This is a genomic window from Paenibacillus sp. LK1 (genome assembly GCF_002750415.1).
GTDB lineage: Bacteria > Bacillota > Bacilli > Paenibacillales > Paenibacillaceae > Paenibacillus > Paenibacillus taichungensis.
In genome coordinates, this window is sequence record NZ_PEII01000009.1 from 250,012 (window position 1) to 268,492 (window position 18,481).

The 18,481-nt window shown below is 46.4% G+C and carries 16 protein-coding genes and 1 pseudogene; 15 read left to right on the forward strand and 2 right to left on the reverse strand.

Annotated elements, in window-relative coordinates; all coding sequences use genetic code 11:
* Positions 1-79: 79 nt before the first annotated feature.
* The 6 genes and pseudogenes from CS562_RS20845 (at position 80) to CS562_RS20870 (ending at position 7,536) form a co-directional block, all read left to right on the forward strand.
* Positions 80-304 carry an RHS repeat domain-containing protein gene (locus tag CS562_RS20845; RefSeq protein ID WP_099858099.1) on the forward strand — a complete coding sequence of 75 codons (225 nt, stop codon included), beginning with the start codon at positions 80-82 and terminating at the stop codon, positions 302-304.
* Positions 305-403: 99 nt separating this feature from the next.
* Positions 404-5,302 (forward strand): RHS repeat-associated core domain-containing protein, encoded by a 4,899-nt coding sequence (locus CS562_RS20850; protein ID WP_099858100.1) that lies wholly within the window; start codon positions 404-406, stop codon positions 5,300-5,302.
* Positions 5,303-5,317: 15 nt separating this feature from the next.
* Positions 5,318-5,560, forward strand: coding sequence for a hypothetical protein (locus CS562_RS20855; RefSeq protein WP_099858101.1), 243 nt, complete (start codon positions 5,318-5,320; stop codon positions 5,558-5,560).
* A gap of 62 nt (positions 5,561-5,622) precedes the next feature.
* Positions 5,623-5,868, forward strand: a pseudogene (locus tag CS562_RS33900) (RHS repeat-associated core domain-containing protein); the annotation flags it as partial.
* Positions 5,869-6,413: 545 nt separating this feature from the next.
* Positions 6,414-6,740: a hypothetical protein gene (locus CS562_RS20865; RefSeq protein WP_099858103.1), complete on the forward strand. Its 327-nt coding sequence runs from the start codon at positions 6,414-6,416 to the stop codon at positions 6,738-6,740.
* 472 nt (positions 6,741-7,212) lie between these two features.
* Positions 7,213-7,536, forward strand: coding sequence for a hypothetical protein (locus CS562_RS20870; protein WP_099858104.1), 324 nt, complete (start codon positions 7,213-7,215; stop codon positions 7,534-7,536).
* Between the two features lie 1,001 nt (positions 7,537-8,537).
* Here the strand turns inward: CS562_RS20870 and CS562_RS20880 are convergent.
* Positions 8,538-9,413 carry a DUF72 domain-containing protein gene (locus tag CS562_RS20880; protein ID WP_099858106.1) on the reverse strand — a complete coding sequence of 292 codons (876 nt, stop codon included), beginning with the start codon at positions 9,411-9,413 and terminating at the stop codon, positions 8,538-8,540.
* Positions 9,414-9,727: 314 nt separating this feature from the next.
* On the opposite strand from CS562_RS20880, the gene CS562_RS20890 reads away from it, so the two are divergent.
* The 5 genes from CS562_RS20890 to CS562_RS20910 all read left to right on the forward strand — a co-directional run bounded on the left by CS562_RS20890 (position 9,728) and on the right by CS562_RS20910 (position 13,770).
* Positions 9,728-10,471 (forward strand): class I SAM-dependent methyltransferase, encoded by a 744-nt coding sequence (locus tag CS562_RS20890; RefSeq protein ID WP_076290813.1) that lies wholly within the window; start codon positions 9,728-9,730, stop codon positions 10,469-10,471.
* Positions 10,472-10,489: 18 nt separating this feature from the next.
* Positions 10,490-11,479 (forward strand): MBL fold metallo-hydrolase, encoded by a 990-nt coding sequence (locus CS562_RS20895; RefSeq protein WP_099858108.1) that lies wholly within the window; start codon positions 10,490-10,492, stop codon positions 11,477-11,479.
* A 168-nt stretch (positions 11,480-11,647) separates the two neighbouring features.
* Positions 11,648-12,043: a hypothetical protein gene (locus tag CS562_RS20900; protein ID WP_099858109.1), complete on the forward strand. Its 396-nt coding sequence runs from the start codon at positions 11,648-11,650 to the stop codon at positions 12,041-12,043.
* Complete coding sequence (locus CS562_RS20905) at positions 12,040-13,083, forward strand: FAD:protein FMN transferase (protein ID WP_099858110.1); 1,044 nt, start codon at positions 12,040-12,042, stop codon at positions 13,081-13,083. The genes CS562_RS20900 and CS562_RS20905 overlap by 4 nt, the downstream gene beginning before the upstream one ends.
* Before the next feature lie 33 nt (positions 13,084-13,116).
* Positions 13,117-13,770, forward strand: coding sequence for a ferric reductase-like transmembrane domain-containing protein (locus CS562_RS20910; protein ID WP_063566697.1), 654 nt, complete (start codon positions 13,117-13,119; stop codon positions 13,768-13,770).
* Between the two features lie 131 nt (positions 13,771-13,901).
* Here CS562_RS20910 and CS562_RS20915 read toward each other — a convergent pair whose 3' ends face one another.
* A complete protein-coding gene (locus CS562_RS20915) occupies positions 13,902-14,468 on the reverse strand; it encodes a phosphatidylglycerophosphatase A family protein (protein ID WP_076290808.1) in 567 nt (188 codons plus the stop codon).
* Between the two features lie 214 nt (positions 14,469-14,682).
* Between CS562_RS20915 and CS562_RS20920 the strand changes: the two genes are divergently transcribed.
* From CS562_RS20920 to CS562_RS20935, 4 genes are all read left to right on the forward strand, one after another.
* The gene (locus CS562_RS20920) at positions 14,683-15,738 is read left to right on the forward strand and encodes a GerMN domain-containing protein (protein WP_063566699.1); all 1,056 of its coding nucleotides are present in this window, start codon (positions 14,683-14,685) and stop codon (positions 15,736-15,738) included.
* 146 nt (positions 15,739-15,884) lie between these two features.
* Positions 15,885-16,643 carry a ribonuclease PH gene (gene rph / locus CS562_RS20925; RefSeq protein WP_053783129.1) on the forward strand — a complete coding sequence of 253 codons (759 nt, stop codon included), beginning with the start codon at positions 15,885-15,887 and terminating at the stop codon, positions 16,641-16,643.
* A gap of 1 nt (position 16,644) precedes the next feature.
* The gene (locus tag CS562_RS20930; RefSeq protein ID WP_099858111.1) at positions 16,645-17,268 is read left to right on the forward strand and encodes an XTP/dITP diphosphatase; all 624 of its coding nucleotides are present in this window, start codon (positions 16,645-16,647) and stop codon (positions 17,266-17,268) included.
* Positions 17,269-17,636: 368 nt separating this feature from the next.
* Positions 17,637-18,479 carry an STM4015 family protein gene (locus CS562_RS20935; protein ID WP_099858112.1) on the forward strand — a complete coding sequence of 281 codons (843 nt, stop codon included), beginning with the start codon at positions 17,637-17,639 and terminating at the stop codon, positions 18,477-18,479.
* Positions 18,480-18,481 lie beyond the last annotated feature (2 nt).

The following is an 18,481-nucleotide window of genomic DNA, read 5'->3' on the forward strand; positions in this document are numbered from 1 at the left end:
CAAATTTTGATAGATAGTTACAAAATATATTTACTATAATGGGAAAGATCCAATTATTCTGTCATAGGGAGGAATTGAATTGAAAAACAAAGGGAAATGGAAAAGGTGGACTGGAGCATGCGTATTAGGTCTGGGAATATTTTGTATGGCTTCGTCCGTACAAGCGGCAGGCAAAACGACCTATGTATATGATTCCAACAATCGATTAACATCTGTGACGACCGCTAATGGAAAGGTATATACATATCGGTATGATACCAACGGAAATCTATTAAAAATAGTTCAGAGTGCGTCTCAGCGATAGGGCAGCATTATTGATAAATTATCGCAGTGGGGACGATTCAAAGTTAGTCTGCGTTCGTCCAACCGGAAATTACAATCCATACGAGGAGAGATTAATGAAATGAAAAAAGGGTTATCTGTTCTGCTCATTCTCACTTTTTTGGCATCCATGTTATTTCCGCCAGAACTGGGGATACAACGTGCTGTAGCTTCTCCATCCTATGACACACCGGATACCGTGAGTGTGACAGAAGATGTATACGGTGATGCTTCATTGAACCCAGCGTTGGGAAGCGCTGTGGATTCGAATGATCTGATCACCATTACGACCGTATCTGAACGCTTTCAAGTGGAACGGGACTGGATCATTCTTGAACTGGGCAAAGGCTACGCACTAAATGAAATCTATCAGGCATTGCTTGCTCAGGAACAAGGAGGCTCCTATGAATCATACATACAAGAGAAGTATCCAGACACCATAAATCATTCATTAACAGTTAGTCCTGAATCGGTTACATTTGAAAACGAACCCGGTTCGTTGGGCCGGGTGGATGAGCCCTCGGTGACAGAGGCTATATACAACGATGAATATGTGTCTCCTTCTGTAACAGACGAGGTGTATGCATCACCTCATTCATTCGCTCTCGCTGCCAACGGTTATGATGACATTGCCTTGCAACGTCAGTCCATCAAGTTCGATCAGGCTCCTTATGGAGTGGGGTCGGTAAATGATAGTATCTCTACGAGCGATGGCTCGCTCAATATAAGCGTGGTGGATCTGGTCATGCCGGGGGCCAACGGTCTTGATTTTACTCTGCGTCGCAAGTATGATAGCTCGCTGGGCAAGGACCAGATTGGTGCGAGAGTAAATCCTGATTTTAAAAACACAACCGAATCGACAACAGAGGAACAAAAATTTCCAATCGGCAAAGGCTGGATATGGGACTTACCTTACGTTAAGCATGAAGGAGGTGGGACGTATGTTCATATCCCGGGAGTCGGTACGTTCGCCGATTCTGAAAGAGGTGGGTTAACAGGTTATCCTTGGGAGAATCTGGACTTTGGACTTGTACACTCCGATCTCTATGTATCCGGAGAAAAAGCGTACTATGTTTTAATTGATTACAATACCGGTATTGTTCAATATTTTGATCAGGCGGGCAACATTCTGCAAATTCGTAATCAGTATAATAACACCATTGAATTTTATTACACTACCAACTTCAATTACGGCACCGTTCTGAGTTTTGTTATGAGTCGGGCAGGCAAGGGACAGCCTGTACAGACGATGGATTTTTCATACAGCACCAATGAAGTCAAAGTATCCTTTGATGATCGGGTGGTCACCTATAAAACACGAAATGTGACGAGTAACAATCGTACACAACGATTGCTCGATCACGTCATTGATGCAGAAGGAAGAATAACGAAGTATGGGTACCTTCGATGGAATGGTCTCCTTTTCAACCTGATTGATTTCTACAAGGATTATACGGGAGAAAATCAGCAGGTCTATTGGGGATGGAATGACTGGCTCGTGTTGGCCTCCATTGAGCATCCAACCAAAGCGATGACGCAATATACTTTTGGTGGGACTGTACTGCGAAAACTGGGGCCGACTGGTGCGGAGACTCAACCTCGATATGGTCAGCGCAGAGTGTACTACAGCACAGCGGGACAGGAAGTATCCAACCAAATCAATGTGAGTTATAGCGGCGATATTGGTGCGATATACGGACAAAACAATACCTTTACGACGACGGTGGAGGATGGGCTAACCCGCAGCGAGTACAGCTTCAAGAAACAATTTGTTGCACATAACAAACCGGACGTCGTCTATAACACACAAATCAGCACCCGCGTCATCGAAGGAAACCAGCGGCGGGTTACAGCCTATACGTACAATGAAGCCGCTTATCGGAATGTACCAACCCGCATTGAAGAACGTTCGTATGATACGGCCGGTGCCTCCAGTGCAGCGGTGACTTCACTCCAGTATAACGACTGGGGGCAGGTGATCGCCCGAACGAATCCACTGGGTGCAACGATCAAGTCCACCTATGAGATGAAGTTTTTCAGCGGATATGACTTGTCACCGCTGATTGCCCTTACCCAAAGTACGGAAACGGGCGGTAGTAGCCAGCAGGCAACCACCAATTACAGTTATGATTCGGTTACGGGATCATTAACACAGTCCGTCATACGGGACAGTCAAGGCAATCTTCTGGGCCAGACTAATTATCAATATGATGGATACGGGAACCCGATTGTGCTCCAACTGAAGGGAGAGACGGCGGATACCATCGTTCGTCAACAGTTTGGTTACAAATCCATGTTGCCTACCCGGCAGGAAGTCCAAGTTACGGATGCGGCTGGGAAGAGTTCTACCGTTACTGTGCAAGCAGGGTTTAACGCCACTGGTGAAATGAACAGCTATACGGACGGCAATCAGAATACGACAACGACGACCTATGATAAGCTTGGGCGTGTCATTTCTGAGAAGAATCCGGACGGAAGCATGACCACCTTGTCCTACGATGACGTAAATAATACGTTGACGGTCAAGACACCTGATCTTAGCCAAACGGTATACCGTTTTGACCCGCTGGGCAGGTTGTCCAGTGAAACGAATGTACGGGGCAGCAAGACCTATACGTATGATGTTTATGACCGGATGATCGCTCAGACGGACGCCACAGGACAAACGATCACCTATACGTATGATGCATTCAATCGGGTCATTCGTCAGCAGGACGGTACGTCCACCACCCAAATGGCCTATGATGATGCGGCGCGTACCCTGACGATCACCGATGGGGAAAACAACCGGATTCGGGAGACCTATAATGTCATGGGCCAAGTGACCAAAAAGGAAGAGCTCAAGGCCAGCGGCAACGTGGCTCTGGCCACCTACACGTATGACAGCGTGGGCAACGTCATCTCCGTCACCGATGGAAACGGCAACCTGACCACGAACAGCTATGATGCTTTGTCCCGTCTCACCTCGGTGACCGATGCCGAGAATAAAAAGACAAGTTACACGTACAATCTCGGTAGTGACTTAACGAAAGCAGCCTATGCAGACGGAAAGACCGTCCAGAAACGTTATGATGAGATGGGTCGTTTGCTGGTACAGACCGATCCTTTGGGACAAGTCACGACCTATACGTATGATGCGAATGACAATGTGACGAAGGTGCTGGATCGGAAAGGGCAGGAACGAACCTACATATACAACAGCCGCAACTTCCTGCTGGAAAACCGGGCCAGTGATGGACCGATCTCGTATACCTATGATGCCATGGGCCGGAGAACTGGCATGGGCGATCCTACCGGAAGTACCCAATATGCATATACACCCGTCGGTGAACTGGAGAAAATCACGTATCCGGATGGGGCGACGTTAACGCTGGGTTACGATGCCCGAAGCGCACGTACTCGTCAGACCTTCCAGCAAGGCAGTTATACGCTTAACATGGGCATGACATACAAGGGAGCCTCGGCGCTACCGGCATCCCTGAGCTTGACGAGTGGAGGCGGAGCGACCCTCGGCAGCTTCGCGTACACGTATCGCGGCAACAACAGTCTGGCACAAAAAAGTGCAGGGTCCGGGTGGAAGGAAGTCTATACCTACGACGGCCTGAACCTGAAGGGACTCACGCATGCGTTTAATGGTACAAACGGTCCGAGTTACAGCTATGCCTATGATAACAACCGAAATATCACGAGCAAAACGGATCAGGGAATCTCCTACCGATTCACCTATGACAAGCTAAACCGAATTCAAACGTCCAGCCAGTATCAGGAAACGTTTACCTATGATGTTCGAGATAACCGGAGCAGTCTGGAGAGTGAGCGGGAGTGGAGCCCGCCTGCACCAGCTTCCTACACCTACAATGCTCGCAACCAACTTACAGGTGCTTTGGTCAACGACCAGAGTGTAAGCTACCGTTACAATGGGGACGGCTTGATGACCGAGCGAAGTACGGGAGGTCAAACCACCCGTTACTACTATGACGACCGTGGACTACTGGTGGCCGAAGGCACGGTAAGCAGCACGGGGACGGTGCAGATTACGGTAGGGTACATCTACGACGCCACTGGCAAACTGACCGCCCGGCAGATCGCCGGAGAGAGTCAGCTACAGTCCTACGTGACCAACGGCCACGGGGATGTGACGGAGATCCGGAATGCATCTGGCAACGTATTGAATCGATACACGTACGATATCTGGGGCAACCCGGAAACAACAGAGGAGACGGTCCCGAATGCCCTTCGTTATGCCGGGGAGTATTGGGATGAAGTGACAGGCCTCCAGTACCTGAGAACCCGTTGGTATGATCCATCCACGGCCCGTTTCATCAACGAGGATAAGGTGGAAGGGGAACTTACGAATCCGCTGAGTTTGAACATGTACACGTATGTTGAAAATAACCCATTGATCTATGTGGACTCCAGTGGAGAGTCGAAAAAACCGGCTAATAATGTTTTGTTGGGATTAGAAAGTGGCAGTGGTAGTGCCAGTGGAGGACGAATGACCCCAGGCGGAAGCATGGGTGGAGGTGGAAGCAAAGGAGGAAGTGGATCGTCTGGCAATAAGCCTAAGCCGTCGACTTCAGGTAATGGACAGACTAGTCAGGGGACGGGGAAACTTACTGGTTCTTTAGATGGTCTTAAATCGTATGAAAAAGCAGTTATAGATGATTTAATTGCTCAAGGTAAAAATGTAGAAGTTATTGCAAAATCTACTCAACAGGGTGTCAAAACCCCAGATTTCTATGTTAATAAAGTAAAGACTGAGTTGAAAACATTAACTGGAACGAGCTTAAATACAGGGGTGACAAGGATCCAGGAAGGCTTTAAACAGGGGGCGTCGACAGTTATTATTGATGCTAGGCAAACTGGTATGACTATAGAAAATGCTCAAAGTGTGATTAATCGTGCTGCTGGGACATACTCTGACAAAGTTTTGCCCGGTCGAGTTGAGATTTGGACAAGTAAAGGAGTTGTTTCAAAATAAGAAAGGAGAATAACAATGGCCAGAATGACATGTAAATGTGGAGAAGTAATATCAAATACTCTTGTACCAAATAATGTACAATTAAGAGTCTATACTGACGAGGAATGGGATGCTATTATTCAAATTGATTCAATAGATCCTTTGGCAATTCCATTCCCTAAGTATGATGTTTGGCGTTGTGACAAGTGTGAGAGAATTTACGTTTGTGATTGGGAATACGGTAAAGTTATTAAGACCTTTATTTTGGAAGAGGATTAAAATTGACAACATTGAATGAGCTGGTAGGAATCCAATCCTGTCGGCTTTTTTTCTAGTTGTAATACACGTATGACATCTGGGGCAACCCGGAAACGACTGAGGAGACCGTTCCGAACGTCTTGTGTTATGCCGGGGAGTATTGGGACGAAGTGACGGACCTCCAGTACCTGAGAGCGCGTTGGTACGATCCATCCACGGCCCGTTTCATAAATGAGGATACGGTGGAAGGCGAACTCACGAATCCACTGAGTTTGAACCTGTATACGTATGTGGAAAACAATCCATTAATCTATGTCGACTCTAGTGGAGAGTCCAAAAGACCATCAAAGAACTCTTTAGAAGGGTTAGCATCTGGGAGCGGAAATGCCAGTGCTGGCGCAGGTCGATCATCTGGAGGAAGTTTTGGTGGTGGCGGAAGTAAAGGAGGGGGTAGAGGAAGCAGTAGCAGCGGATCAAGTAGTAGTAAGCCATCGACCTCAAGTAATGGACAGGCGAATAAAACGACGGGGACGAATTCATCTTCTGTAACAGTAAGTTATGGAAATAGTACTTCAAGTGTTTATCGTGGAGGTAAAACATTTGAAGTGAAAACTAATGAAATCAAGCTGGACAAGAAAACTGGATTAGTCAAAACAACACATGGAGTATCCTTGGATACCAATCCTGGTAATGTTTCTAAATTCGGTGGAGCTTATAGAATTGAAAGTATTCCTGATGGTTTAAAGATCATTCAAAGGGGGAGTAGACTAGAAGATTTTGAGATAGTTCTCGCGTATGATATGTCACTGAAAATGTATCAGGACTTATTGAACTTAATTAAGGTATCACCGGTAAAATAATTGGAGGTAAGATCATGGATGAGATCAAAGTTTTTTTTCTTGAGGACACGGAATTAGCGGAATATGAAGCAATTAGTAAAGGGTATAGAAACGATGTCATTGTTACTGTCTCAGATATTATATACCGTGTATACGTATATGATATCGTAAGGCTTCAACAGGATTTCGAATCAGAATTGGAGAATTACGGGTACTATTCAATTGAACCAAATTTAGTTTTAGTGAGAGAAGTAAGTAAAGAGAATATTCAATTAACGATTAAGGCGCTATATGAACAAAAATATTTTGAGAATTTAAAACCTATTGATAAAAGTAGCGTCGGTGATTTTTTTAAAAAATAACAATTTGTATGTTGCGATAAATAAAATTTGTTAATTTTTTCCTCGAAAGTAATTTACAAGATCGCCAGTGATACGAATAAATAAAATAGGGTTGCACGAGATACTGTCTATACCCAAATTTTCAGATCCCTCAAGCAACTAAGGATTGGCTCACAAAGAAGGGAATTGGTTTTAAGGAATCCTTAGATTAAGAGAAGGGATGATCGATATCTGTCTCATTATCTATTGAGATGTGCTTATCAGGGCAACTATGAGAATACCTAATTTAAGCAAATGGAGTGCTCGTTGGTATCACCCTTTCACCCCCGTCGAGTTTGAACCTGTACGTAGAAAACAATCCATTAATCTATGTCGACTCTAGTCGAGAGTCCATAAGGCCGGCAAAGAACCCTTTGGAGGGGTTGGGGGCAGGTAAATTTATTTTTGATCAATTTAAAAAGGGATTACATTAATAATCAAGGAGTTGAGAAGTTTGAACACCGATGAACTCTTAAACTGGGCTTCAACAAACGATATAATTGAACGTGCTAAAAAAGCCTTTTGGTCATATATGGAAAACTATAAAATGGAGGAGCCGGATGAGTATAGAGAGTTATTTAATAATGTGGATTTGAATCTTCTAGATACAAACATTAGCAAAATAAGCTTAACAATTAGTTATAGATTTGACGAGCCGATTAGTTTTGTATCTGTTTTTATAGAAATTATTTATGAGGAAGAAGAGTTGTGTATTTATGAGTCCTTATTTTCACTAGATGGAAGTGAGTTAGATGATTATTTAAGAATGACAAATTAGAAGAAAGTTCTATATTTGGTGGAGTTACGAAATTTAAATCAGGTATGAGTAGTGCTAGACATGAGATTGCAAAACAAAATGATGCCACTTACTCTCTATACTCAAATTCGCGGATTCCTCAAGCGATTAAGGATTGGCTTACAAAGAAGAGAATTGTCTTAAGGAATTTTTAGATTAAAAGGAGAGATGAACCATGTCTGTCTCATCATCTATTGAAATATGCTTATCAAAGCAAATATCAGGAATGACTATTCTAAGCAAATTAGAAAATTCGGTTGGTCGTATAACGATCACGGACATGCAACTTTCCTGCCCATCGGTGACGATGATGATTATGGTTGGCAACACGTAAGTATTTCTAAAGAAGAGTTGTTAAAGATTCTAAGTACAAAAGAAAAGCAAAGAGAATTAATCGGGATTGGAATGACTTGGAAGGATACGAATATAGGAGGCACTTTTTTAATTCGTGAGAATGGCACTTTTGAAATGATATTAATCGTAAAGTTGTTGAAGTAGAGAGTTACAGCAATATAACTGATATAAATTGGTACATGACCAAATTGATCTCTGTATTTGGTCCGTTATTTGAGTCAATTTCTTAACCAAGACCATGTGTAAGTTTTTCCCTCTAATGAAACCTTGAGGAGAAACATCCTCAAGGTTGTTTTCTTTTAAAAAATAATCAGCATCTCTCCGCTTGCTAGCCTTCGGCTTGAAGAAGGGTAACGAATCGGATGGGAGAAATGATTTCAGGTCTCAGATCTTCTAGAAATATTATCAATATGATGGATACTGGAAACAAACTGTGTTTCAACAGGAAGTACATGTTACGGATGTGGCCGGGGAGTATTCGGAGGAAATAATAGCCCTCCAATACTTGAGAAATTGTGTAACGTTCCGAGCGTCGGGCGATTTATTAGTGAGGATTTGCCCGAAGGTCACTAATGAATCCGCTAAGCTTGAATCTGTAGCTTATTCTAGTTAGAGTCTTGAGTTGAAGCTTAAAACAGCTCCAATTGCTCCGGACCCTCTTCCTCCTCCGGCTCCGTACGGTCAGGGAAGGGCTTCACGGGCTGCTCCAGCAGCTCCATCATCATCTGTGCATTGGCAGCGGCGTCGCCGCCCGAGTTGTTGTTGAAAATCACAAATACATCTTTGCTCTGCTCCTGCAATTTCTCCAAATAACCTTTCCACTCCAGCAGCTCTTCCTGGTTGTAGCGATACAGATAACGGGTCTCACGCCAATTGGGTGCACCATTCTGATGCCAGCCTGATACATTGCGCCCATGCATACGCACCAGCGTCATTTCGGCATCGGTAGCCTCAGGTACGATAGGGATAGATCCTGGCCCCGCCTGGGGTTCATCACAGACGCTGTGAATCCAGCCTTGTTCCTTCAGAAATGCCAGCGTCCGTTCGCGCATGCCTGCTTCATACCAGCTACGATGACGAAATTCGAGGGCACACGGGATGCCCTCCATTCTCAGTTTTACTTCACGCAGTTCATTGACGTTGTCCCGATTGCATTCAAACCACGGCGGGTACTGGAACAAGGCCGCTTGCATCTTGCCTGCTTCCATGACAGGCTCCAGCGATTCGCGAAAAGCCTTATACATCTCTGAGGTGCTTGTGAAATAGGGTTTTCCCCGCAGATGTCCTGTCATCCCTTGATAGGCTTTGACGATAAAAGCAAAGGATTCCGGCGTTTCTGCTGCCCAGCGTGCCATCCGGTCCCGAGGCTGAACGGCGTAGAAGGAACTATCTACCTCCACGGTCGTAAAATATTGTCCATACAGACGGAGCTTGTCTTTCGCTTTGGTACGGTTCGGGTACAAATCCTCCTGATCTCCCCAGCCCGTAAGTCCAATCCGAATCATAAATAACACCTCCTGCTGCTTCTTCTTATGTTAGCGTTATATTTCAGTCGTCTCCTGTACGTCCATGAAGTGAAAAAAACGTCATACTGGTTTGTGAACAATCTCTATGTATAGTTAACCGATTCGCGGTGGCCTGACTATGTTTAACATTATATCGTGTGGTTTCCGGCCGTTCAATGTGGACGATCCTTGGAAATTTTTGAGTTTGAAGGATAAAGACGATACAATGGCTAAAAGCTATAGAGATATGATCCGGCTGATAGAACAGCGTATTACGGATAGTTGGCCAGTGACCATGTGGAGGGCGATACGTAATGACGGAATGGTATGAAAAGAGTTTTGGAGAAGACTACCTTCTTGTGTACAAACATCGGGATGTGCAAGGTGCATATCAGGAAGTACATAAAATGATCAATTGGTTAAAGCTTCAGCCAAAGTCCAAGGTACTTGACCTTTGCTGTGGTATGGGCCGACATTCTCTGGCCCTTGCAGATGCTGGTTTCCAGGTGACCGGAATCGACCTGTCTGATGTGCTTCTGCGTGAAGCACGCAATATGGACACCGAACATCGTGTTGAGTGGTATCATGCCGATATGCGTGAGCTTCCACTGAAAGGCGGATTTGACGCCGTTGTCAATCTATTTACCTCATTTGGTTATTTCCGAGAGGATGGAGAGCAACTAAGAGTGTTACGCGCCATTCATCGGATGCTGAAGCCAGGCGGCAGCTATATTATTGATTTTATGAACACGGCTTATGTGACTCGTCATCTGGTGCAGCATTCAACACGTGAAAGCGAAGGACAGAATATTGAGGAGTTTCGCAAGATCCAGGATGGATTTGTGCAAAAAGAAATTCACATCACCGATACCGCATCGGGCCAAAAACCAAGAATCTATCAGGAACGCGTCAAGCTGTACACCCGTGAACAACTACGTGATCTGCTTCACGAGGCAGGACTTATGGTGGATCAGGTACACGGTGGTTATGATGAAGAGAAGTACGATGAGCAGACATCGCCGCGGATGATTTTTGTCGGTCATCGGCCGGAGCAGTAGAGTTGGAGGAGAATATTAATGAAGCGAACGGAATCCATTTCCATGCCAGTAGGCATGCATCGTGTCAAGATTACTATGGCTTTTCCTCTACGTTGGGTGAACAGCTATGTGCTCTATGAACCGGATGGAACAATAACGATAGTTGACCCGGGACCACGCAGTACTGAGACGGAACAGGAGTGGCACGAAGCACTCGCAGATTTCAATTTAACTTTTCAGGATATTAGTCAGATTGTACTGACCCACCATCACCCCGATCATCTGGGGTTGTCTGGCTGGATACAGCAACAAACGGATGTGCCTGTTCGAATGTCCACACGATCCCGCCAGGAAGCGGATTACATGTGGGGAACGGAGGCAACCATCAATACAGTGTTGCCTGAATATTATAGTCGCCATGGAATGCCGGAAGACAAGACGCAACAGATACGTGAACATATGGAGGGATTTATCTCACAGATTACGCCACTTCCGGTAGTGACACCGATTGAAGATGGCGAATGGCTGGTTATGGGCGGGAAAAAGTGGCTTGCTGTAGAAACAGGTGGACACGCGCCAGGACATCTATCCTTCTATGCGCCGAATTCCAGGGAGATCTTGTGTGGAGATGCCGTATTGCCGCAGATCTCACCGAATATTAGCCTGCAGCCGGGAAGTGACGATCAGCCTTTATTGTCTTATATGGAAGGACTGCATCGACTGGGGGCATTGGATGTAGGAGTGGCATATCCAGGGCATCGGAATCCGTTTGGCCATTTTGCCGATCGAACGGTTCATCTGCTCACTCATCATGAAGAGCGCCTTCAGAAAATGATGGAGCGAATCCGGGAAGCACCGACGAATGCGTATGAAATCTGTGTGTTTATGTTTGGTGACCGATTGGGAACACATCAGCTTCGTTTTGCGATGAGCGAAACTTTGGCGCATTTGCAAGAATTGATCCGGCGAGAGCATATTATACAGGAGCAGCAGCCCGACGGAGTATTCTTTTTTATCGAAAATACTTAGGATTACAAGACTTTGACCAGGAGAACTGCCTGTTCAGAGTCTTTTTTTGCGTGTAACGACTCCAATAAATGAAAGCTTTAGTCTCTCTTAACCGTTCATTCATCTTCTTTTAAGGCAGCACTTCTATGATAAATGCATGAACTTCGCCAGAGAAAGCAGGGAAGAGCGATGACTAGGAAAAAACGAAATCAATGGAGAAAATGGCAAGCCTCAGCGGCAGCAACGTTGACCGTGGCTGCACTCTTTCAATATGTAAGAACTTCTGATGCCTTTGATGTCGCTTATGCGGCGGCTAATGGTACCGATATAAGCAGTACAGCTTCCACCCAGATAGATGCTCAGGATGATGTCATGGACGAATGGACGAACAACACAGATAACCATTCCGATGCATCGTCCAATGAGGGCTATAGCCTGGATGAGGAAACGACTGATGGAAGCACTGCCATCGGTTCGAATCAAGGCAGGTCGTCGGGTGGCTGGATAACAGATCAGAACAGCAATCAGGATACAGACTCCAGATATAGCCGTGGCAATTATCAGTCACGCACGGGTGCATCATGAGCCGCACGGAGCAAGTCTCCCGTCTTCTTAAGTTCCGCTTCCGGGCGATGAACACGGACGTGGAAGTTCAGTTAGCCGCAGGACGGGAAGAGGCTGAGCATGCGGCAGCCTTGGTGAAGAATTGGTTCGAAGCGCAGGAACAGCGTTTCAGCCGATTTGTGGCAGACAGTGAATTGAATCGTCTGAATTGTTGCACAGGATGGATGCCAATCTCCGCAGCAATGGATGAAGTGTTAAGTTTGGCATACGGTTATATTGGACAGACGGAAGGTATTTTTCAGCCAGGTATCTCTCAGGCTCTGCGGGCTTCGGGTTACGATGTCAGTTTTGAGCAGCTGCAACAAAGAGAGCTTCAGCAATCTGGAACCGAACGCAGATTGGACATCCGGCCATCGGATACAACAGATATGCTGAGAGACGAATATGACTATAGCCGCCCACGTTGGATTCAAAGGGAAGGCAGCCGAATGGTTCATAAGGACCCTGGAACTGAGCTGGACCTTGGGGGCATTGTTAAGGGTTGGGCCGTTGAGCGTATCGCCGATTGGCTGCAACGTACACTTCATATTTCGGCCGGATTAATTAATGCAGGTGGAGACATTCAGGCATGGGGGACAACACTTCATCCGATGTGGTCCGTGCAAGTCACCGATCCTTATCAGGAGGAGCGAAATCTGATAGGGAATATTCAATTGAGGAAAGGTGCAATTGCCACTTCAGGAGTGGGACGGAGACAGTGGCAGAATACGGACGGAAGCCTTTCACATCACTTAATTGATCCCCGGACGATGGAGCCAGCAGATACGGATGTGCTGCAGTGTACAGTTCTGGGCCAGCATGCCTCGCAATGTGAGATTATTGCCAAGACCGTCTGTATTTTGGGAAGTGCCGATGCAGTAGGTTGGTTAAACCGTCATTACGATCGTCATGACGTCCTCTGGATGACCAGGGATGGGAGCACTTATTTTAGAGGAAATACCGATACGCTCGCTGAACGCTGGCCTGGTTTCGATCCGGATCACCGCTTCAGTCTTATATAAACGACAAGTCTATCAGATGTGGGGGAGCCGGTTATGGCGCAATGGATTGTAGATTACCTGCCGACGTGGAATATCATTCGAATTAGTGGAATCGCCGCTTATTTGCTGCTCTTTGCCGGTGTGTTTCTGGGGATTGCCCAAGGGATGCCCATGGCTAAAGGCAAACCTAAAGCGGCCATGTTTAAATGGCATACCCGAACGACCTGGCTCGCCTTTGGACTTGGACTTGTGCATGCGTTAACCCTATATATTGATCACTATAGTCCATTCACCTGGAGTGAACTGCTCATTCCGTTTACGGCTTCAGTACATCCGATCGGTAGCGGACTGGGCACATTATCCTTTTATGGTTTGGTGATCGTACTGCTATCCAGTGATTTGCGTAACAAGCTTGGCCGCAAATGGTGGTTTATGTTCCATATGTTGTCTTATCCCGTATTCATCGGTTTACTGTTCCATGGCATGGTTACCGGTTCTGATTCAGGCAATGTGATTTTGCGTCTGATGTATGTGTTTACTGGCTTAAGCATTCTTGGTATTACGGTACTTCGTGGCATGCTGCGAGAACGCAAAGGCCCGGAAATTACAATTGGACCCAGTCGTGTACAGCCTAAGCCAGCAGCGGAACAGAAATGGGCTGAGGTGTATCGTTTGGCGGGAGCCGGAAGACAGGAGCATCTGAAATAGCGTATTACAAAAATAAGTGAATCAACACAAAAGAAGCGGCCTTCGTGGCCGCCTTTTTGTCATGATCAGAAGAAGTCTGATTGTTGAATTTACTTGGTTCGTTCATTTCCAACTCCTATTACACATGCAAATTATACGATATCATCGCTGACAGGTTTTTCTCCCAAAGCTTCTTCAAGCTCCGATTGTTTGCGATGCGCAATCCGGCTGCTGGCTGCTGAAGCGATAGCCCCCACAATATCATCCAGAAACGTATGCACAGGCCCAAGGCTCTTGTCGTTCAAACGTTCAAGCACACCGGGTTTGAGCTTGTCTACATAACCGTAGTTCGTAAATCCGATACTGCCGTATACGTTGACGATAGAGAATGCGAGAATCTCATCCACGCCATATAAACCTTCATCATTTTCTATCATCTCCTGCAAAGGAGAAATGAGTTTGCCTTGCTCTGCCAGCAAGTCCAGTTGAATGCCTGTCAGGACTGCGTTCTGCACCTCACGTTTGCGTAATACTTTCTCCACATTGTCGATACATTCTTCCATCGTAAGACCTGGGTAATACTTTTTCTGTAGCATCATGACCAGTTCTGCGATCTCAGGGATCGTAACGCCCCGCTTGTGCAGCCATTCCCTCGTTGCCTCAGCCACTTTGCGGCTATTCAGGCTGTAAGGGATTTTTTCTTGCTCCGGATGTTCCATGGGCGATTCCTCCTCTGAAGTTAGCAATGTCCCTATACTTATATCCTAATACGTTATTAACCGTTTTGGGTTTCTTTGCTATCCTTCGACGGGGATGGAAGGCCAGTTTTCAGCTTTATGCATGGTGAGCTTGTTTAAAAAGTAGTTATTTTTTGGGCAAAGGCTCGTATACATGGTAGTACAAACTGTAAAAATGATGAGGGGGAACGTGATCATGAGTAAGATCCGTTATTTGCGTACAGCTTCTGCAGCTGCGCTGTTGAGTATTCCTGTGGTGTTATCTGGATGTGGCATGTTTGGGGCACAGTCCTCCGAGGCTATTGATCCACCGCCGCCGATTCAGGAAGCGGCCATGATTCAGGCGGCTGAAGGCAATGGCTCACTTGCCAAGCTGCCACTTACAACCGTGTATCTGCAGGATCAACAAGGATTGCTAGCTCCGGTATCCATGACACTCCCGTCAGGCACGGACGTTAGCAGTCCCAAAACAGCCCTGGATACACTTGTGACGGGTGGTCCATATGCAGGTATGTTGCCTGAAGGATTTCAGGGCGTACTCCCGCAGGGGACCGTTGTTCAGAACGTAACGATTCATTCGGATGACAAGCTGGCAGTCGTGGAGTTCTCCGGCAATTTTGCCAAGTATGATGCCAAGAACGAGCGAAAAATGCTGGAGGCAGTCACCTGGACACTCACGGGTACACCGGATGTGCAGAACGTACAGATATGGGTAGACGGCAAAAAGTTAACGCAAATGCCAGTAAACAGCACCCCCCTGCCGGAACCGTTGAATCGGGCGGTGGGCATTAATCTCGATTTGGGTGATACATTCACGACCAACAGCAGCCCGGTAACGGTTTATTTCTCAGCCGCTTCGCCAGCAGGCATTCAATATTATGTCCCGGTTACGCGTCTTGTGACACCAGGTGGAGACCGGGTGCAGGCGGCGCTGAATGAACTGATCAAGGGACCAGCCAAAGGCGGGGAGCTGGAAGAGGTTATGACAGGCGGAACGCAGCTGCAATCGGTCAAAACGTCTGAGGATGGAACCGTAACGGTTGCACTCAAAGACGATATGTTCACTGAGGGAGATGTCGTGCCAAGTGAACTGCTGCAATCCGTCGTATTGACTACGGCCGAAAACACAGCTGGCAAGGAAGCTAAAGTCCAGATCGAATGGAATGGACAAAAGACAGTCATGAGTGATGATAATCGGGATTACAGTGCCCCAGTATCGAAGCCTGAATATATCAATGAAATTCCAATTTAAGTCACAATAAGCGGTCTGATGTAGGGTTGACAGAACTCTTTGGTGGACAGGATGCTTTTAAGTGAACTCTTTGGTAAAATAGAAGGGATTAGTAAAAGTGTGAACAAGCTCGACATTACAGGATGCTTAAGTCGTAGGAGGCAGAAATGATGAGATCTAACGGACGAACCAGCGACCAGCTGCGCCCGATGAATTTAACAATTAACACGAATAAATACGCCGAAGGTTCTGTACTGATTGAAGTGGGAGATACCAAGGTTATTTGTACAGCTACGGTGGAGGAACGTGTTCCTCCCTTTATGAAAGGGCAGGGTAAAGGCTGGGTAACGGCTGAATACTCCATGCTGCCACGTGCAACACATACCCGTAATCAGCGTGAAGCGAACCGCGGCAAATTGACTGGACGCACCATGGAAATTCAGCGTCTGATTGGCCGGGCACTGCGCTCGGTCGTTAACTTGCAGGCTCTTGGTGAACGTACGATTACACTGGACTGTGATGTAATCCAAGCTGACGGCGGTACACGCACAACGTCCATTACCGGTTCGTTTGTAGCTCTGGCGCTCGCAGTGAACAAAATTGCCCAACAGCATAAATTGCAAGTATTCCCGATTACGGATTTCATTGCAGCGGTTAGTGTGGGTGTAGTTGGAGAACAGCCGGTGCTGGATCTGAACTATGATGAAGATTCCAAAGCCAAGGTAGATATGAACCTCGTGATGACAGGCGGCGGGAAATATGTGGAGCTTCAGGGAACAGGTGAAGAAGCACCATTTGATCGTCGTGAACTGAACGCGATGCTGGAGCTGGGTGAGCAGGGCATTCTGGAGATGATTGAGCGTCAGAAAGAAGTTCTCGGTCCCATTGCACTCAAGATTGGTGCTCGTGGATTAGGAGAAGCCTAACATGAGTCTGGATAGCCCAATTATCATTGTCGCAACCCGTAATGCAGGGAAAGTACGTGAATTCGCTCATGCATTCGCTCCGCTGGGCAAAGAGGTCAAAAGTATGTTTGACTATCCAGAGCTGCCGGATGTCGTTGAAGATGGTGTAACCTTTGCAGAGAATGCCTGGAAGAAAGCCAAAACGGTGGGCGATGCTCTTGGCTTGCCTGTCCTGGCTGACGATTCGGGATTGTGCGTGGATCTGCTGGATGGTGACCCGGGAGTGTATTCTGCGAGATATGCAGGCGAGGGTGCAACCGATGCGAAGAACAATGCCAAATTGCTTGAGGCGCTGGAATCGCTCAAATCCGGTGAGGATACGGAGCAACCGCTTTTGAGTCCGGCAAGTTTCGTCTGTGCATTGGTGCTGTATGATCCCGCAACCGGACACAAGTACGAAGCGGAAGGTACGGCTGAAGGCTGGATCACTGCTCAAGCAGCCGGTGCAGGCGGTTTTGGATATGACCCACTTTTCTATGTGCCTGAATACGAGATGACGATGGCCGAGCTTACGCTGGAGCAAAAGCAGGCGATCAGTCACCGGGGCCATGCCCTGAGAGCACTCGTATCCAGCCTGAAAGGCTGAGATTCAAACGAATCGGCTCATATGATTATGAATGTATAAGGTGAATTATTGCCTTGCTTAAATATCAAAGCGTTAGTGGAAGGTAAGAGTCATTCCTGTGGAATGCTTCACCGACCATTAACGTTTTTTTATTTTTATGGAGTGGAGCCGATGTTAATAAAGCCAGTGCGGGGGACCTAAAATAAATCCCGCTTTTTTCAGTGAAAATATCGGAACGTACGTTCTTATACCTATATAAAAAATGCAGAGATTTCACGTTTGAGCAGCGCATTAGGACCGGGGTTGGAAGAAGTTGCAAGTCTTGTACCGTATGGGTTAACATTCAAGTTAACGAATCATCAATGAACTCAAACGGAGGGGATTTGCTTATGCAAGAAGTGAAGCTTACGGTGTCTTATGATGATTATGAGGACGGTATTCGTATGGAAACACTGATCAGGGAACTGGCTGCCAAACCGGAGGCTGGTTCGCTGGAGAGTCTGATTATTGGAGACTGGGGGCAGGCCTATGAAAATTCGCCGGAAGAATTTATGGGCGCGCTCATCGAGCTGGCTCCAAGCTTTCCTTCATTGAAGAAACTGTTTATCGGAGATATGGGCTTTGAAGAATGCGAAGTATCATGGATTATTCAGACGGATCTCACACCACTATTGGTTGCTTTCCCTGAATTGAAGTCATTTACAGTGAAGGGCAGTAGCGGGCTAAGTCTGGAACCCATCGAACATGCCAAACTTGAAGAATTAATCATTATTTGCGGTGGTCTTCCCAAAAGTGTGTTAGCTTCAATTGCCCGGGCTAAATTGCCTGAATTGCGTAAGCTTGAGCTGTATTTGGGCGTGGATAATTATGGATTCGACGGTTCACTTCAAGATGTACTTCCACTTTTGGAACAGGGTTTATTTCCAAAGCTCGTATACCTGGGTCTGAAAGACAGTGAAATTCAGGATGAGATTGCGAAAGCTGCAGCTGAGGCGCCAATTCTGGATCAACTTGAAATCCTGGATCTGTCAGAGGGCACGTTGTCTGATGAAGGGTCTGAGGCGCTGCTTGCCAGTGACAAGATCAAAAAACTGAAACATCTCAATCTCAGTTACCACTATATGACAGACGAAATGCTCATTCGTTGGAAACGTTCCGGTATATCTGTAGATGTTAGCGAGCAACAACAGAGTGATGAAGATGACTGGCGTTACCCGTCGTTAACGGAATAAAT

Bases quoted from the DNA above. Each gene is read 5' to 3' on its own strand.
- CS562_RS20910 (WP_063566697.1), top strand. From the start codon at position 13,117: ATGGCGCAATGGATTGTAGATTACCTGCCGACGTGGAATATCATTCGA.
- CS562_RS20850 (WP_099858100.1), top strand. From the start codon at position 404: ATGAAAAAAGGGTTATCTGTTCTGCTCATTCTCACTTTTTTGGCATCC.
- CS562_RS20890 (WP_076290813.1), top strand. From the start codon at position 9,728: ATGACGGAATGGTATGAAAAGAGTTTTGGAGAAGACTACCTTCTTGTG.
- CS562_RS20915 (WP_076290808.1), bottom strand. From the start codon at position 14,468: ATGGAACATCCGGAGCAAGAAAAAATCCCTTACAGCCTGAATAGCCGC.
- CS562_RS20920 (WP_063566699.1), top strand. From the start codon at position 14,683: ATGAGTAAGATCCGTTATTTGCGTACAGCTTCTGCAGCTGCGCTGTTG.
- CS562_RS20935 (WP_099858112.1), top strand. From the start codon at position 17,637: ATGCAAGAAGTGAAGCTTACGGTGTCTTATGATGATTATGAGGACGGT.
- CS562_RS20905 (WP_099858110.1), top strand. From the start codon at position 12,040: ATGAGCCGCACGGAGCAAGTCTCCCGTCTTCTTAAGTTCCGCTTCCGG.
- CS562_RS20880 (WP_099858106.1), bottom strand. From the start codon at position 9,413: ATGATTCGGATTGGACTTACGGGCTGGGGAGATCAGGAGGATTTGTAC.
- CS562_RS20930 (WP_099858111.1), top strand. From the start codon at position 16,645: ATGAGTCTGGATAGCCCAATTATCATTGTCGCAACCCGTAATGCAGGG.
- rph (WP_053783129.1), top strand. From the start codon at position 15,885: ATGATGAGATCTAACGGACGAACCAGCGACCAGCTGCGCCCGATGAAT.
- CS562_RS20865 (WP_099858103.1), top strand. From the start codon at position 6,414: ATGGATGAGATCAAAGTTTTTTTTCTTGAGGACACGGAATTAGCGGAA.
- CS562_RS20855 (WP_099858101.1), top strand. From the start codon at position 5,318: ATGGCCAGAATGACATGTAAATGTGGAGAAGTAATATCAAATACTCTT.
- CS562_RS20895 (WP_099858108.1), top strand. From the start codon at position 10,490: ATGAAGCGAACGGAATCCATTTCCATGCCAGTAGGCATGCATCGTGTC.
- CS562_RS20900 (WP_099858109.1), top strand. From the start codon at position 11,648: ATGACTAGGAAAAAACGAAATCAATGGAGAAAATGGCAAGCCTCAGCG.